At 61.5% G+C, this 15,291-nt stretch carries 16 protein-coding genes; 6 read left to right on the top strand and 10 right to left on the bottom strand.

Features of this window, described 5'->3' with window-relative positions:
* Positions 1-25: 25 nt before the first annotated feature.
* Both ISP19_RS20105 and hutI read left to right on the top strand, forming a co-directional pair.
* Positions 26-1,495, top strand: a complete 1,470-nt coding sequence (locus ISP19_RS20105) for a chloride channel protein (RefSeq protein ID WP_204684187.1) — start codon at positions 26-28, stop codon at positions 1,493-1,495.
* A complete protein-coding gene (hutI, locus tag ISP19_RS20100; protein ID WP_204684186.1) occupies positions 1,492-2,706 on the top strand; it encodes an imidazolonepropionase in 1,215 nt (404 codons plus the stop codon). The genes ISP19_RS20105 and hutI overlap by 4 nt, the downstream gene beginning before the upstream one ends.
* A gap of 107 nt (positions 2,707-2,813) precedes the next feature.
* Here the strand turns inward: hutI and ISP19_RS20095 are convergent, their stop codons facing one another.
* The 3 genes from ISP19_RS20095 to ISP19_RS20085 all read right to left on the bottom strand — a co-directional run bounded on the left by ISP19_RS20095 (position 2,814) and on the right by ISP19_RS20085 (position 4,520).
* On the bottom strand, positions 2,814-2,978 hold the full coding sequence (locus tag ISP19_RS20095) for a 30S ribosomal protein THX (RefSeq protein WP_204684185.1): 165 nt from the start codon (positions 2,976-2,978) through the stop codon (positions 2,814-2,816).
* An 80-nt stretch (positions 2,979-3,058) separates the two neighbouring features.
* Positions 3,059-4,030: a cation diffusion facilitator family transporter gene (locus ISP19_RS20090; protein WP_204684184.1), complete on the bottom strand. Its 972-nt coding sequence runs from the start codon at positions 4,028-4,030 to the stop codon at positions 3,059-3,061.
* A 58-nt stretch (positions 4,031-4,088) separates the two neighbouring features.
* The gene (locus ISP19_RS20085; RefSeq protein ID WP_204684183.1) at positions 4,089-4,520 is read right to left on the bottom strand and encodes a MerC domain-containing protein; all 432 of its coding nucleotides are present in this window, start codon (positions 4,518-4,520) and stop codon (positions 4,089-4,091) included.
* Between the two features lie 368 nt (positions 4,521-4,888).
* Between ISP19_RS20085 and ISP19_RS20080 the strand changes: the two genes are divergently transcribed.
* Entirely contained in the window at positions 4,889-5,593 is a 705-nt protein-coding gene (locus tag ISP19_RS20080) for an alpha/beta hydrolase (RefSeq protein ID WP_204684182.1), read from the top strand.
* Positions 5,594-5,604: 11 nt separating this feature from the next.
* Here ISP19_RS20080 and ISP19_RS20075 read toward each other — a convergent pair whose 3' ends face one another.
* Together ISP19_RS20075 and ISP19_RS20070 are read right to left on the bottom strand one after the other, a co-directional pair.
* A complete protein-coding gene (locus ISP19_RS20075; protein ID WP_239556961.1) occupies positions 5,605-6,087 on the bottom strand; it encodes a transcriptional repressor in 483 nt (160 codons plus the stop codon).
* A gap of 48 nt (positions 6,088-6,135) precedes the next feature.
* Positions 6,136-6,405 (bottom strand): hypothetical protein, encoded by a 270-nt coding sequence (locus ISP19_RS20070; RefSeq protein ID WP_204684181.1) that lies wholly within the window; start codon positions 6,403-6,405, stop codon positions 6,136-6,138.
* 281 nt (positions 6,406-6,686) lie between these two features.
* Between ISP19_RS20070 and ISP19_RS20065 the strand changes: the two genes are divergently transcribed.
* Complete coding sequence (locus ISP19_RS20065) at positions 6,687-7,487, top strand: class I SAM-dependent methyltransferase (protein WP_204684180.1); 801 nt, start codon at positions 6,687-6,689, stop codon at positions 7,485-7,487.
* 119 nt (positions 7,488-7,606) lie between these two features.
* On the opposite strand, the gene gltX is transcribed toward ISP19_RS20065, so the two are convergent.
* On the bottom strand, positions 7,607-9,007 hold the full coding sequence (gene gltX / locus ISP19_RS20060; RefSeq protein ID WP_204684179.1) for a glutamate--tRNA ligase: 1,401 nt from the start codon (positions 9,005-9,007) through the stop codon (positions 7,607-7,609).
* A 194-nt stretch (positions 9,008-9,201) separates the two neighbouring features.
* A complete protein-coding gene (locus ISP19_RS20055; protein WP_204684178.1) occupies positions 9,202-9,636 on the bottom strand; it encodes a DUF4399 domain-containing protein in 435 nt (144 codons plus the stop codon).
* Positions 9,637-9,825: 189 nt separating this feature from the next.
* Here ISP19_RS20055 and ISP19_RS20050 point away from each other — a divergent pair, with 189 nt between their 5' ends.
* Positions 9,826-10,986, top strand: a complete 1,161-nt coding sequence (locus ISP19_RS20050; RefSeq protein ID WP_204684177.1) for a glycosyltransferase family 4 protein — start codon at positions 9,826-9,828, stop codon at positions 10,984-10,986.
* Positions 10,955-11,530, top strand: a complete 576-nt coding sequence (locus tag ISP19_RS20045) for a phosphatase PAP2 family protein (protein ID WP_204684176.1) — start codon at positions 10,955-10,957, stop codon at positions 11,528-11,530. Before ISP19_RS20050 ends, ISP19_RS20045 begins: the two co-directional genes overlap by 32 nt.
* Before the next feature lie 524 nt (positions 11,531-12,054).
* Here the strand turns inward: ISP19_RS20045 and accD are convergent.
* The 3 genes from accD to trpB form a co-directional block, all read right to left on the bottom strand.
* Positions 12,055-12,924: an acetyl-CoA carboxylase, carboxyltransferase subunit beta gene (gene accD, locus ISP19_RS20040; protein ID WP_204684175.1), complete on the bottom strand. Its 870-nt coding sequence runs from the start codon at positions 12,922-12,924 to the stop codon at positions 12,055-12,057.
* A gap of 245 nt (positions 12,925-13,169) precedes the next feature.
* Positions 13,170-13,970, bottom strand: coding sequence for a tryptophan synthase subunit alpha (gene trpA, locus ISP19_RS20035; RefSeq protein WP_204684174.1), 801 nt, complete (start codon positions 13,968-13,970; stop codon positions 13,170-13,172).
* Entirely contained in the window at positions 13,967-15,178 is a 1,212-nt protein-coding gene (gene trpB / locus ISP19_RS20030; protein WP_204684173.1) for a tryptophan synthase subunit beta, read from the bottom strand. Before trpB ends, trpA begins: the two co-directional genes overlap by 4 nt.
* Positions 15,179-15,291: the final 113 nt, after the last annotated feature.

Genomic DNA, 15,291 nt, shown 5'->3' with positions numbered 1-15,291 from the left:
CGAGCCGATCTGCCATAATGCGTGGATGTCATCCCAGTCCCCAGCACCTCCCCAAGCCTCCAACCCACGCCTGCGCGCCGTACTGGGTCACGAATTCTTCGCCCCCTACCAGTGGAAGCGACGCATCGCCCTGTGGAGTGGCGCGGTGCTGGTTGCACTCTCAGCAATCCTGTTCGCGAAGGCCAGTGACTGGTCTTATGCCCTGTTTCAAAAAATGCTGGCGCACGGCATCTGGATTCCGTTGATTATCACGCCCATCGTGTTCGGCCTGCTGTCTTGGGTGACGAGCGGCCGCTTGCGTGCGGCGCGCGGCAGCGGTATTCCACAGGTGATCGCGACGATTCATATCGAGGACACGAGTTTTCGTGCGCGCATGCTGGCCATGCCGATTGCGGTCAGCAAGATGGTGTTGACCCTGCTGGCGCTGATGGTGGGCGCATCGATCGGCCGCGAGGGACCTACCGTGCACGTGGGCGCGGGCGTGATGCACTGGCTCGGACGGCGGTTCGGCTTTACCGACCCCAAGGCGCTGTCGCGGTTCATCCTTGCCGGTGGCGCGGCGGGTATTGCGGCGGCGTTCAACACACCGCTGGCGGGCGTGGTGTTCGCCATCGAGGAACTGGCCGGCACCTTTGAGCACCGCTTCAGCGGCTTGCTGCTGACCGCCGTGTTTGTCGGCGGCGTGGTGTCGCTGGGCATTACCGGCAACTACACCTACTTCGGCACCGTGCAAGCCAGCCTGCCGCTGGGGCACGCCTGGCTGGCGGTACTGGAGTGCGGCATTGTCTGCGGCCTGCTCGGCGGCCTGTTTGCCCGGCTGATCCTGTTGAGCCGTAGCGGGCCATTGGCGGCCATCGGGCGCCTGCGCGATCGCAATCCGGTCTTGTTTGCGGTGGGTTGCGGCCTTGCGCTGGCCGTGCTCGGCGTATTGTCGAACAACACCGTGTACGGCACGGGTTACGCACAGGCCCGTGCGTTCGTGCAGGAGTCACCCGTCACACCTGGGCACAGCTTCGGCATCGTGAAGCTGCTGGCCAATGTGGTGTCGTACTGGGCGGGCATTCCGGGTGGCATCTTCTCGCCCGCGCTTGCGGTCGGTGCAGGCCTTGGCCACAACATCGCCCAGTTCCTGCCGCGCGCGCCGGAAGCGGCGGTGGTATTGCTGGGCATGAGCGCGTATCTGTCCGGCGTCACCGGTGCGCCGCTGACGTCGGCAGTGATCGCGATGGAGCTGACCAACAATCAGGACATGGTGATTCCGATCATGGCGGTGTGCCTGCTGGCACGTGCGGCGGCGTCGATCTTCTCGCCAACACCGGTGTACAAGGATTTCGCCGAACGCATGATCCAGGATTTCGAACGCCAACAGGCGCTGCATGCCGCCGAGGAAAAGCCGGACCCCGCGTCGCCTCCAAGTGAACACGCCGGCCCAACAAGCGCCTATGGTGAACCTGCTATAGATGCCGAGTCGCGCAAGGACGAATTGAAACCATGAACTGGGATCTGCTGCTGACCAACGCTTCGCTAGCCACTTTTGTCGGCGAAGCCAGCCACGGTCTGATTACGGACGCGGCGATTGCCTGCCAGGACGGACAGATTGCCTGGATCGGCTCGATGCGCGACCTGCCCGCAGCATCCGCCGCGTCAGCGCGGGAAGTGCATGACCTGGATGGCGCACTGGTCACGCCCGGGTTGATCGATTGCCATACGCATCTCGTCTTCGGTGGTGATCGCGCCCAGGAGTTCGATCTGCGCTTGAACGGCGCCAGCTACGAGGACATCGCCCGTGCCGGCGGTGGCATCGTGTCGACAGTGCGCGCCACGCGCCATGCCAGCGAAGACGAACTGCTGGCGCAGTCGCTGCCGCGTGCGCGTGCGCTGCTGGCCGATGGCGTCACCACGCTGGAAATCAAATCCGGCTACGGGCTCGAACTGGAAGCGGAGCGGCGCATGCTGCGCGTGGCGCGCCGCATCGGCGAAACGCTGGGCGTCCATGTGCAGACCAGTTTCCTGGGCCTGCATGCGCTGCCGCCGGAATACAAAGATCACCGAAAAGATTACGTCGATCTGGTCTGCAATGAACTGCTGCCCGCCCTGGCCGATGAAGGGCTGGTCGACGCCGTCGACGCCTTCTGCGAGGGCATCGGCTTCAGCCGCGCGGAAACGCAGCGGGTGTTTGAACATGCTCAGCAGCTCGGCTTGCGCGTCAAGTTGCATGCGGAGCAGCTGTCGGATCTGGACGGCGCTGCGCTGGTTGCTACGTTCGATGGCCTGTCGGCGGACCATCTTGAATACCTCAGCGACTCCGGCATTCAAGCGATGGCGCGTGCAGGAACCGTGGCCGTGCTGCTGCCCGGCGCATTCTACGCACTACGCGAAACCAAGCTGCCGCCGGTGGACGCGCTGCGCTCACATGGTGTGCCGATCGCCATTGCCACCGATTGCAATCCTGGTACTTCTCCCCTGCTCTCGCTGCGGCTGGCGGCGAATATGGCGTGCACCTTGTTCCGCCTGACACCCGAAGAAGCCCTGCGCGCAGTAACCGTGAATGCGGCGCGTGCGTTGGGCTTGTCGGATCGCGGCACGCTCGCCGTCGGCAAGCGAGCCGATCTGGTGGCATGGAATGCGAGACAGCCGGCGGAGTTGTGTTACTGGATCGGCGGCGGGTTGGTGCGCCATGTTTGGCTGGGTGGTGTGTCTGTATAGTCCGGCGGCATCAAAACCGCGCCGACGATCGAGCAGGCGTTATCTCATTAGGCGCGCATAAAAAAAGCCTCGGCATGAACCGAGGCTCTTTGCAGCGAGAAAGGCACTCAGGCCGACTTCTTCTTCGGCACAGCAGCCTTCTTCACGGCAGCCGTCTTGGTCACGGTCGACTTGCCGCCTGCCACGGCAGGCTGCGCGGAGTGCGCACGCGTGTTGCCGTAGCTGCCACGGTAGGTCTTGCCGCGACGGGTTTTGCGATCGCCCTTACCCATAGGAAACTCCTTAATATCATCATACGTGTGGACGGTTATTCATCCTAACAGCGCAGGGCCAAAGCGCAAGCTGCCCCCGTTCAGTGATGATGGTGATTGTGCGTTTGCTGAGGCTGCTGCTGAGCACTGCAGCCCGGGGTGCCGTCCGGACAATCACCCGGATCGATCTGGACGGTGGCATGCTGGATACCGAAACGCTGCAGCAGGGTTCGGTTCACCGCGGCCAATGCCCGTGCGCCATCGCCCTGTTCATGCAGCTCCAGATGCAGGGTCGCCATGCGCGAACCGGAAGCAAGCTGCCAGACATGCAAATGATGCACGTCGCGGATCGAGTCGTCAGAACCACGCAACGCTGTTTCGACTTCCTGCGTGTCCATGCCTTCAGGAACACCTTCAAGCAGGATGTGGGTCGAGCGGCGCAGCAGACTCAAGGCACTACGCAAGATCAGCAGCGATACCAGCAGCGAGAGCAGCGGATCGGCCCAGTTCCAGCCCATCCAGCGCACCAGCAACGCAGCGACGATGGCGCCAGCCGAACCAAGCAGATCGCCCAGCACATGCAAGGTGGCTGCGCCGATGTTCACGTCGTCATGCGAATGGCCCTGCAGGCTGCGCAATACGATCAGATTGATCAGCAGGCCTGCGACCGCCACGCCGAGCATCACACCGGAAAGAATCTCTACCGGCTTGAATAGACGTTCGATCGCTTCGTACGCGATAAAACCCACCAGCACGAACTGGGTGAGCGCATTGACGAAACCCGCGAGCACTTCCATGCGCCCATAGCCATACGTGCGACGGGCATCGGCTGGACGGAGCGCCATCCGCGCCGCAATCAAGGCAAGAATCAGCGCCGCGCAGTCCACCAGCATGTGGCCAGCATCGGCCAGCAGCGCCAGCGAACCGGACCACCAGCCGCCGGCAACCTCCACGAGCATCATGCCCGCGGTCAACACAACGGCGATCAGCAATTTGCGCTCACGGCTTACCGTTCCCACTTCATGGGAATGATCATGGTGATGACCGCAGTCATGGCTGTGCGCGTGATTCATACGACAATGCTAGAAAGCGAGACCGCCGTTACACAATCACTGCGCAGCCAAAGATGAATCAATGCGCGCAGTGCGGACCGTGCACGTGGCCGTGCTGGCGGTCGAAACGAAGATTCACGAAATGACCGCTAGCCACGAGCAGACCGCCACAGGTGACCATCACACTGTGCAGGACGATCGAGAAGTTTTCGGCGAAGGTCACGCCCATGACCAGCAAGGCCAGGCCAGGCAGCGCCAGGCGCAGCGGCAAAGGACGGCGATGGCGACGGTAACCATTGACCAGGGCGAACATCGCCAGTGCACTGGCGAACAGCACAAAGTCGCGCTCGAATGCGTGATCGGCAAGAAAGCTGAGGCCAATGAGCGGCAGGATGGCCAGCACGAACGGCAGTGCCGCACAGTGGATCGCGCACAGGAACGAAGCGGTCGCGCCAAGGCGATCAGCCAGGTTCCACCAGCGAGAGGTATGCGGCGTTGGCGTGGAAGCCATGGGGATGACACCGGGGTTGTGCCGGAGGGACCGGCGATACAAATTGATACATTATAACACAGACGCTCCATGCGCAAGCGGCAGTCGGCAAGCGCCGCGATGGCCGCCGGCAGCATTCCCATATGGAACCGTCTCCTGCTATATCAACTGCGAGGAGATGTTCGTCGTCCCGATGAAGGCTGGGGCCTGCGGCTCGCAAAGCCTCAAAGCAGCCAGGTCCCGCCGTTGCCGGCACGATGCGTCGGCAGTAATGAATTTCGAGTCTTACGGACAGACCCATGAGAAAAGCGCGACGAACCTGGACTCTACTTGTCGCCAGCCTCTTTGGCCCACTCCTTTTCGCTGCAACCACTTTCACCGAACATGTCTTGGATCTGCCGCTGCACAACGGCAGCCATCAACGCGTGCTGTACGATGCGCCGGCGAATCCTAAGGCAACCATCGTCATGCTGCCCGGAGGCGCGGGTGACGTCGGTATCCGGCGCGACGGCGATCTGCGTCATGACGACAATTTTGTGGTCCGTACGCGCGGGCTGTGGACGCACCTCGGTTTCGCCGTGCTGATTCCCGATGCCATCGATGGCGACAATCTGCGTGGCATGCGCAGTACACCGGCCTATGCGGCCCTGGTCGGCGACCTGGTCAAATTCGCGCACCAGCAATCGGCCAGACCGGTGTTTCTGCTTGGAACCAGCCAAGGTTCGATTGCGGCGATGAATGGCGCGGCACATCCCGGCGCTACCCAGTTGGCTGGCGTGGTATTGACCGAATCGGTATCCGTGCTGGGCGGCAGCCATGAAACCGTGTTCCAGGCCGATCCGCAGGAAGTGCGTATACCGGCGCTGGTGGTTGCCAATCACGATGACCAATGCCCGGTCGCCCCACCCGGCAATGCCCCGCGCATTGCCGCGGCGCTGTCGGCATCGCCTTCCGTCAAGGTGATTGAGGTCAGTGGCGGCATCTCGCGCTCGTCGAATGCATGCGGCTCGCTGACGCCGCATGGTTACTACGGCATTGAAACGCAGGTGGTTGATGCGATCGCCGGGTGGATGGATCAGCAGCTCTCGCGCTGAACGCCAGCGGATCAGGCCTTGCGGCAATTCTTGCAGACGCCGTGCACTTCCAGCGTCTGCGCCTGCGGACGAAAGCCAAATGCCTTGGCCTGCGCTTCGATCAGCTCGGCCACGCGCTCGTCGCATACTTCCTGTGCGCTCGAACAGACATCGCAGATCAGGAACGGCACCTGATGCGCCTCGGCAGGATGATGGCAGGACACAAAAGCGTTGATGGATTCCAGCTTGTGGATGAAACCGTGCTCAAGCAGGAAATCCAGCGCCCGGTAAACCGTCGGCGGCGCGGCGTTGCCATGACGTTCGCGCAGGTGATCGAGCAGATCGTAGGCCTTGACCGGTTTGCCGGCGGCGGCGATCAGTTCCAGTACTTCCTTGCGCAGCGGAGTAAGCCGCAGGCCGCGCTCCTCGCTGGCATGCTCCACGGCTGCCACGAATTCCTTGGGACCTTCGTGGTGATGATGGGCATGCACTTTGGTGGGGATACTGTTGCTCAACGGATTCACCTCGTCCTTAGGATGATCATACACCCGGAGCGCGGGTCGTCAGCGCGGCAATGGCGGGGGCTTGGCCGATTTGGGGGCGAGCAACACGATAATCCAGCCGATCGGCCCCAACACCAATGCCCAGACAACACCGGCCATCAACCGTCCGCGCCACCAACCAAGCAAGGCGCCCACTGCCAAGAACACCAGGTTCCACCAGAACAACGCCTCCCAGGGAATCATGGTCATGAGGTTGATGAAGATGTGAAAAAACGCGCCCGGCGAATCCGGATCCACGCCCTGGGTCGCTTTGGCTAACAGTTCTTCCATTCCAATCCTCGGTGCCCATGCATCGCCCGCAATTCATGCTCCAGAGCATTTTGGCTCTATCGAACACTATCTTGACAAACCCCCAGAGGACACCCTATAGCTGGCGCTGAACGCCAAAAACCGCAAAACGCTGCTTCTTTTTAAAAAAACATGACGCGCCTTCTCAAACGCAACGCCGGCAAAGTCCGAGGATGCAGCGAGGAACAGCGTTTTACGATGTTGCCCTTCAAGCTTTAAGTATCCGATTGCTGTTAGATCACCCTCAGGAAGCCCCCATCCGCATGTGGAACATTACCGAGAAGTTTCCGGAACTGCTGGCAGCCCGATACCAAATTGGCCCGATGTACGGCAGTGAAGACATCTGCATGCTGTTTTACACCCTCGTTCGCAGGGAAAAACCGGAAGTGGTGGTGGAACTGGGCACCGGTATGGGCGTGACAACGGCCTGGATTGCCGCAGCCATGAAAGAAAATGGCTTCGGCACCATTTATACCTACGACAACGGTAGCCATTTCGACATGCCCGATGTCAGGCGATTCCTTGCTGCGACGCCTTCCGGCCCGCTTGAGTCGATGCGCCAGGTCGCACAGCAAGGAAGCTATGAAGCGTTTATTTTTTCACTCTTCGATCTATGCGATGTGCGAGAACACATCGCGTTCAAGAAGGCAGGCATCGACCTCAACAATCCGGCCACCCTAACCGTCGATTTCGATCACAGACCCATCGACCTGCTGTTTTCCGACTACATGCATTCGCCAGACATGGTGGAGAACATCGTGCGTGCGTTCCTGCCGCGCATGGCTGGAACATCATCCATCTTTATCGACAGCGCTTCGTCGCACGTCCCTTCGTTTCTGACACTTGAGCTCATTATCAAATGCTTCAATGAACAGAAAATCCCCAAGCGTATTCTTCAGGGGATGAGCGCAGAAGATCTGTCTACGACGCGGCGCCTGCTATCAGAGTCCCAGTTCCAGCTCATGCACTTGATGGAAAAGCGCGATCGCGCGCAGAACAGCACATCCTGGATCCGCATCGAGCCGGTCGACACGGTGCCACCCGTTACGGCGTTCTTTCACTGACACGCAATCAGAAGCGCGGCAGCGGTTAGGGACAATGACCAGTTGGTAGTGTTGCGCGCCGTCGAGCCATAAAGAGCAGACGGCGCGTCAGGGAACACATGCCGGATACGCTGCAATAATCAGCGCGCAGCCAAGGCTATCGCCTCATCAATACGGTGGAGCGCCGCATCGCGCCCGGTCAGGTAAATGGTGTGGTCGATGGATGGCGACACCTGGGTGCCGGTCATCGCCACGCGCAGCGGCTGGGCGATCTTGCCCATGCCAAGTTCCAGCTTGGTGGCCACTTGCTCGATCACCTGATGGATCGGCTCCGGCTTCCACTCACAGCTGGCCAGCAGTTCACGCGCAGCCTGCAGCACCGACACGGCACTGTCGTTCTTCAGATGCTTGGCGACGGCCTTGTCGTCCCATTCGGTAATCGGGCCGTACCAGATCTTCGCGCGCTCGGCCATTTCCGCTAGCGTGTGCACGCGATCGCGCAGTGCAACGATGACATCCGCCGGAGCCGGGCCCTTGCTGGTGTCGATACCGGCGCGCGCCAGGTGCCAGGCAAATTCCGGTACCAGGGTCTGCGGATCGTCCGTCTTCAGGTAGTGCTGATTGAGCCACAGCAGCTTTTCAGTATCGAAGCGCGAGGCGGCCTTGTTGACGTCGCCGACGTCGAACAGCTTGATCATCTCCTCGCGCGAGAAGATTTCCTGATCGCCGTGCGACCAGCCCAGACGTACCAGGTAGTTGAGGATGGCATGCGGCAGGAAGCCGTTTTCGCGATATTCCATCACGCTGACCGAGTTGGTGCGCTTGGACAGCTTCTTGCCTTCCTTGTCCAGAATCATCGGCAAATGCGCAAACTCCGGCACCTTGGCGCCGAGTGCGTGATAGATATTGATCTGGCGCGGCGTGTTGTTGACATGGTCGTCGCCGCGGATCACCTCGGTGATACCCATGTCGATATCGTCCACCACCACGGCGAAGTTGTAGGTGGGCCAGCCGTCGGAGCGGAAGATCACCAGATCGTCCAGCTCTGCATTGGACCATTCCACCCTGCCCTTCACTTTGTCGTCGAACACCACCGAGCCTTCCAGCGGGTTCTTGAAACGGATGACTCGGTTGGAATCGTCGCGGTACGGCTCGTTGCGATCGCGGTAATAGCCGTTGTAACGAGGCTTTTCGCCACGCGCCATGGCCGCCTCGCGCATGGCTTCGATTTCTTCCTTGCTCTCGTAGGCGTAGTACGCCTTGCCGGCGGCCAGCAGCTCGTCGGCCACCTGCTTGTAACGGGCCAGGCGATGGGTCTGGTAGATCGGTGCCTCTCCGGCACTCAAGTCCAGCCACTGCATGGCGTCCAGAATGGCCTGCACCGCTTCATCGGTGGAGCGCTCGCGATCGGTGTCCTCGATGCGCAACAGGAATTCACCGCCACGGCGACGGGCCTCCAGCCAGCAATACAGCGCGGTGCGTGCGCCGCCAATGTGCAGGAAACCGGTGGGACTGGGGGCGAAACGGGTGCGGACGGTCATGGCTACGAGTCGTGCGTGGCAGAACCCGTCATTTTAGCTGAATAGGCACGGCTCTTCGCTTTTACCTCGCCAGGGTGTTGAGGTGAGCGACCATCTTGCGACTTTACCGCGTCGAAACCAGGTTTGAGCCCGTATCTTCGCAAGACTGTCCCCTCACCCACCCCTCTCCCCGGAGGGGAGAGGGCTTAAAGGCGTTACTTCACATGCACGGTGATCGGCTTGGATACCACCGGCGGGTCGAAGGGGATGTGATTGGAATCACCCAGCTCCAATTGCAGCGTATGCGTGCCGGGCGTCAGCTTCAGGGTGGTTTCGGTCTGGCCGCCGCCGAAATGGATGTGCTGCTCATCCTTGGGAATCGGCTGGCCCGCTGCGGGCAGCACCTTCACGTCCACCAACAGGTGGTGGTGCCCGGTGTTTTCATGGACCACGCCTGCCGGCGCGACCCCCATACCCTTCAGCCCAAAGCGCACGGTAAAGCTCTGTGGGACCGTGGCGCCGTCCTGCGGCGAGATGATGTAGACCTCCGCCCCGGCAGGAGCCTTGGTCACCGGCAAAGCGGGAGCATCGGCAGCCAGTGCGTAACCAGCAGTGGTCACCAACGCCAGAGCAAGCAACAGACGTTTCATCGGTTTGTCTCCTTATCCAGGGATAGATCCGGGGGAAAAGGCCTCCTGGGGCAATCTAGCCCAAGTAGGCGTCCACTTGGCGACAACATTTCCACGTTTCGTAACACGCGTAACCGGCTTGTCACCTGACCGCCACCTGTACGAAATCACGCCGGCGCAAGCTACCGCCGTACAAGACGAGGATGCGCCATGCGTATCGGCATCATCAGCGAGACGTATCCGCCTGAGATCAACGGTGTTGCCCTCACCGTCCATGGTCTGGCGACCGGTCTGGCCGCACGCGGCCACACGATCGATCTCATCCGTCCCCGCCAGACGACCAGCCACGCCGACGAGCCGGGCATTGAAGCCCTGGAAACCCGTGGCGCGGCCCTGCCCCGCTATCCGGGCCTGCGCTTCGGCCTGCCGGTGCCGCGCACCTTGCGCAAGCGCTGGACCGAACATCGCCCCGACGTGATCTACGTCGCTACCGAAGGCCCGCTGGGCCGCTCGGCGGTGAAAACGGCGGTTCGGCTGGGCATCCCGGTCGCGACCGGTTTTCATACCCGCTTCGATACCTATGCCAATCACTACGGCGTGGGCTTTCTGACGCCGGTCGTGCATGGATATCTGCGCCGCTTCCACTGCCGCGCGAATATCACGCTCGTGCCCACCGATGCACTCGCCGCCGAGCTCACCGCGATGGGCGTGGATCATGCGCGCCTGTTGCGCCGCGCGGTGGATACGAAGCTGTTCCATCCTTCGAAGCGTGATGAGTCGCTGCGCCAAAGCTGGGGTGTCGATGCCGACACGCCGGTGGTGCTCTATGTGGGCCGTATCGCGCCGGAGAAGAATCTGGATCTGGCGGTATCGACCTTCCGCGCCATCCAGCAGAAAGCGCCGAACGCGCGCTACGTGTGGGTGGGCGATGGCCCGGCCCGCGCGGCGCTGCAGGCGGCGCATCCGGATTTCATTTTTGTCGGCATGAAGCGGGACGAGACGCTGGCCGCGCATTACGCCAGCGCCGATCTGTTCTCCTTCCCCAGCCTGAGCGAAACCTTCGGCAACGTGATTCTGGAGGCACTGTCTGCCGGCCTGCCGGTGGTTGCCTATAACGAAGGCGCGGCGCGCGAGCATCTGGTCGATGGCGTCAACGGTTTCCGCATCGCCTCCGGTGACGCCGCGGCATTCACGTCGGCGGCAGTCACGCTTGCCAGCGATATCCATCTGATTCGTCACATGGGCCGCAATGCGGTGGAAAGCGTTGAACGGCTTTCACCCGATGCGGTGATCCGCGAGTTTGAAAATCAACTAAACCAACTGGTCGAGGAGAACGTGCATGAGCGCCATGTCACCATCGCACCTGCCTGACCAGGTCGCGCTTCCGCGCCATGCGTTTGATCGACGCATGTGCATTGCCGCCAACCGCTGGGGCGCGCGGCACGCAGTGGGGGTGTTCTTCGGTGTGATCAGCCGGCTCGGGGACGGCATTTTCTGGTACGCATTGATGCTGGCGCTGGCCTTGATCGACGGCCGCCGCGGGCTGGAAGCGGCAGCGCACATGGCCGCGACGGGTCTGGTTGCTCTGCTGCTGTATCGCATTCTCAAGCGCTGGACGCGCCGTCCACGTCCGTTCCGCACTTGCCCCGGCGTGATTGCACACGTGCCGCCGCTGGACGAGTTCAGCTTCCCCTCCGGACATACGTTGCAGGCGGTGGGCTTCACCATCGTCGCGCTGGCATGGTATCCGCTGCTCGCACCGCTGCTGCTGACATTCACGGCCCTGGTGGCAGCGTCGCGCGTGATCCTTGGTCTGCACTATCCAAGCGATGTGCTTGCAGCGATATTCGTTGGCAGCGGCCTCGGTGCGCTGTCGCTGTGGCTGGTGCACAGCGCACCGCTGTTGTTCGCTTGACGGATCAGCGCGGTCTTGATCACGCCATGTGCTGATCAATTCATCGTCATGCTGTACCCACACGCTTTGCGTTCAACGAGATAGCACACCTATCCACAAGCTCTACCGGACACTTTCCACAGTTGCTGTGGAAAAAGCGGCGCGACTCCCGCCATGCTTCGAGCGGCGCTGCCCGACGGTGCACATGATTGATCATTTGTTGACCTGATCAATCGTTCATCACACTGTACTCGCAGGCTTTGCGCTCAACGACATAGCGCATCTATCCACAAGCTCTACCGGATACTTTCCACAATCGCTGTGGAAAACTACGCGCAGTTTCTGCGCAATATTTCATCACTGCGTGCCAAGTGCTTGATCGCACAATTGAGTACGCGGCTTTTCCACAGGCTTTTCCCGAATGCGTCCACACAAGTTGTGGAAAACGCGCCGCGTTTCTTCTCCTATCCCGGCAAGAGAAAGGGAGAAAAAAATGCCGCCCGAAGGCGGCATTTTTTTTATGCATCACGCTCAATGCGGAAAGCTTACGCCGCACGCGGTACCTTGCGCAGGATGCCAAGCACATCCGCCAGCTTGTCGCGCATCTGGCGGCGATCGACGATCATGTCGATGGCGCCATGCTCAAGCAGGAACTCCGAGCGCTGGAAACCTTCCGGCAAGGTCTCGCGCACAGTCTGTTCGATCACCCGCGGACCGGCGAAACCGATCAGCGCCTTCGGTTCGGCAACATTGATATCCCCCAGCATGCCCAGGCTCGCCGACACGCCGCCGGTGGTGGGATGCGTGAGCACGCTGATATAGGGCACGCCCGCTTCGCGCAGACGTGCCAGCGCGGCGGAGGTCTTGGCCATTTGCATCAACGAGAACAGCGCCTCCTGCATGCGGGCCCCTCCGGTGGCGGAGAAGCACACCAGGGCACTGCGTTCGGCCAAGGCGCGCTCGGCGGCGCGCGTGAATTTTTCGCCGACCACCGAACCCATCGAGCCCCCCATGTAGGAGAACTCGAAAGCCACGGCCATCAGCGGCTTGTCCTTGAGCTTGCCGCTCATCGCGATCAGCGCGTCTTTTTCGCCGGTGGATTTCTGTGCAGCGGTGATACGGTCACGGTATTTCTTGGAGTCGCGGAATTTCAGCGGATCGCTGGGCTCCATGCTCGCCCAGTGCTCTTGCGCACTGCCTTCGTCGAAAAAGGCCAGCAGGCGCTCACGTGCGCCGATGGCGTGATGATGGCTGCACTTGGGGCATACCATCAGGTTGCGTTCCAGCTCCGGCCGGTACAGCACCGCGCCGCAGCCCCCGCACTTCTCCCACACACCTTCCGGTACCTTGCCTTTGCCGGCCGCGGAACTTTGCGTCCGCGCGCGGGGTGCCATGATTTTTTGCAGCCAATTCATTGCATACGCCTCAATCTGGAAACAAGCGCCACCTGTTCGGCGCGCCTGGTCACGCGAGCATTACGCGCATCCCCCTTTCTGGTCAGGCAAGCCCTGTATGGAGCTTTTCCGGAAAAGATAAAGGGCGAGGACGACCTGGCCTCGATCATGCTCTGGGACCACACGGATCCGGAGCCGTTCCATTTTTGGATGTCTGGGAACCCCGGCTTCTCACCCTTCCCCCTCCTAAAAGGGAGAGCAAGAAATCAAGCTTCATCCAGTGCCCGGCGGATGGGCCGGAGAAAATCCCCTGCCCGCGCCGCAATGTCCTGTGCGCTGACCGCTCCTTCCAACCGCTCGACCAATGCACTGCCAATCACGACCGCATCGGCGAATCCGGCAATGGCTTTCGCGCTTTGCGCGTCCTTGACGCCGAAGCCGACGGCTACCGGTGCCTTCGCATGAGCACGGATATCGGCCACGCGTGCGGCGATATCCTGGGTACTCAAGCGTCCTGCCCCGGTAATGCCAGCGAACGATACATAATACAGGAAACCTTTTGCGGCTTCGCACAACTTCGCCATACGCTCGCGTGCGGTCGTCGGCGCGGCAAGCAGGATCTGCTGCAAACCCGCTGCACGCAAAGGCGCGAGCACCTCGGCTTCTTCCAATGGGCAATCGACCAGCAGCACGCCGTCCACGCCTGCCGCCACGGCCTCCGCCGCGAAGCGCTCGTAACCGTGGATTTCCACCGGATTGAGATATCCCATCAACACCACCGGCGTGTCCTGATCCCGCTCACGGAACGCACGCACCCATCCCAGGACGTCAGCCAGTCCGACACCCTTGGCAATCGCGCGCTCACTGGCGTGTTGAATCACCGGACCATCGGCCATCGGATCGGAAAACGGTACGCCCAGTTCAAGCACATCGGCGCCGGCATCGACCAGTGCATGCATCAAGGCCACACTGTGTTCCGGCGCAGGATCACCGGCGGTGACAAACGGAATCAGTCCCGTACGGCCGGCAGCTTTCAGCGCGGAGAAACGGCGATCGATACGGCTCATACCTGCACTCCTTCGCGCGCAGCAATCGTGTGCACGTCCTTATCGCCACGGCCAGAGAGATTGCACAGCACGATGCCATCCTTCGGCAGCTCGCGCGCCAGCTTCATCGCCTGTGCTACCGCGTGGCTGGACTCCAGCGCGGCAAGAATGCCTTCCGTACGCGCCAGCAGATGGAAGGCTTCGAGCGCTTCGTCATCGGTGACGCCGACGTATTCGGCGCGGCCGGCGTCTTTCAGGAACGCATGCTCGGGGCCGACACCCGGATAATCGAGACCTGCCGATACCGAATGTGTTTCGGTGATCTGGCCGTTGTCGTCGCACAGCACGTAGGTGCGATTGCCATGCAGCACGCCCGGGCGTCCCGCAGCAAGCGATGCGGCGTGGTGACCGGTTGCGATACCTTCGCCCGCTGCCTCGGCGCCCACGATGCGCACATCGCGATCGTTGAGGAAGGCATGGAACAGGCCGATGGCGTTGGAGCCACCGCCGACGCAGGCCGTAAGTACATCCGGCAAACGGCCATATTGCTCCAGTACCTGCGCGCGTGCTTCGCGCCCGACGATGGCGTTGAAGTCGCGCACCATCATCGGATACGGATGCGGACCGGCCACCGTACCGATGATGTAGAACGTGTCGGCTACGTTGGTGACCCAATCACGCATCGCCTCGTTCAAGGCATCCTTGAGCGTTTTCGAGCCGGAAGTGACCGGCACCACTTCGGCGCCGAGCAGCTTCATGCGGTACACGTTGATCTTCTGGCGCTCGATATCGACCGCGCCCATGTAGACCACGCACTTCAATCCAAAGCGTGCCGCCACCGTCGCGCTGGCCACACCGTGCTGCCCCGCACCGGTTTCGGCGATGACACGCGGCTTGCCCATGCGCTTGGCCACCAGCGCCTGGCCGACGGTGTTGTTGATCTTGTGCGCACCGGTGTGATTGAGGTCTTCGCGCTTGAGCAGGATGCGCGCACCGCCGACGTGCCTGGACAAGCGCTCGGCGTGATAGATCGGACTGGGGCGGCCCACGTAATGGGTCAGATCGCGATCCAGCTCAGCCACGAATTCCGGATCCTCGCGCAAGCGCAGATACGCCTCGGTCAGCTCGGCCAAGGGCGCCATAAGGGTCTCGGCGACGTATTGACCGCCGAAGTCGCCGAAGCGCCCGTGGGCGTCCGGCCAGTTCTGGAAATCCTGGATCGTGGGCATCGGTCAGATATCCTTTGCGTATCGCCAAAGTCACAGATGGCACCAGGCCATCGAAGGCAGAAAATAGCGTGAATCCGTGCCGATAAAAAGCGATATGATGGCCGCAACCTGTC

Source organism: Dyella flava (genome assembly GCF_016904955.1).
Classification (GTDB): Bacteria; Pseudomonadota; Gammaproteobacteria; order Xanthomonadales; family Rhodanobacteraceae; genus Dyella_B; species Dyella_B flava.
The sequence above is the reverse complement of the archived record's forward strand: the minus strand, read 5'-3'. Positions and strand labels throughout refer to the sequence as shown.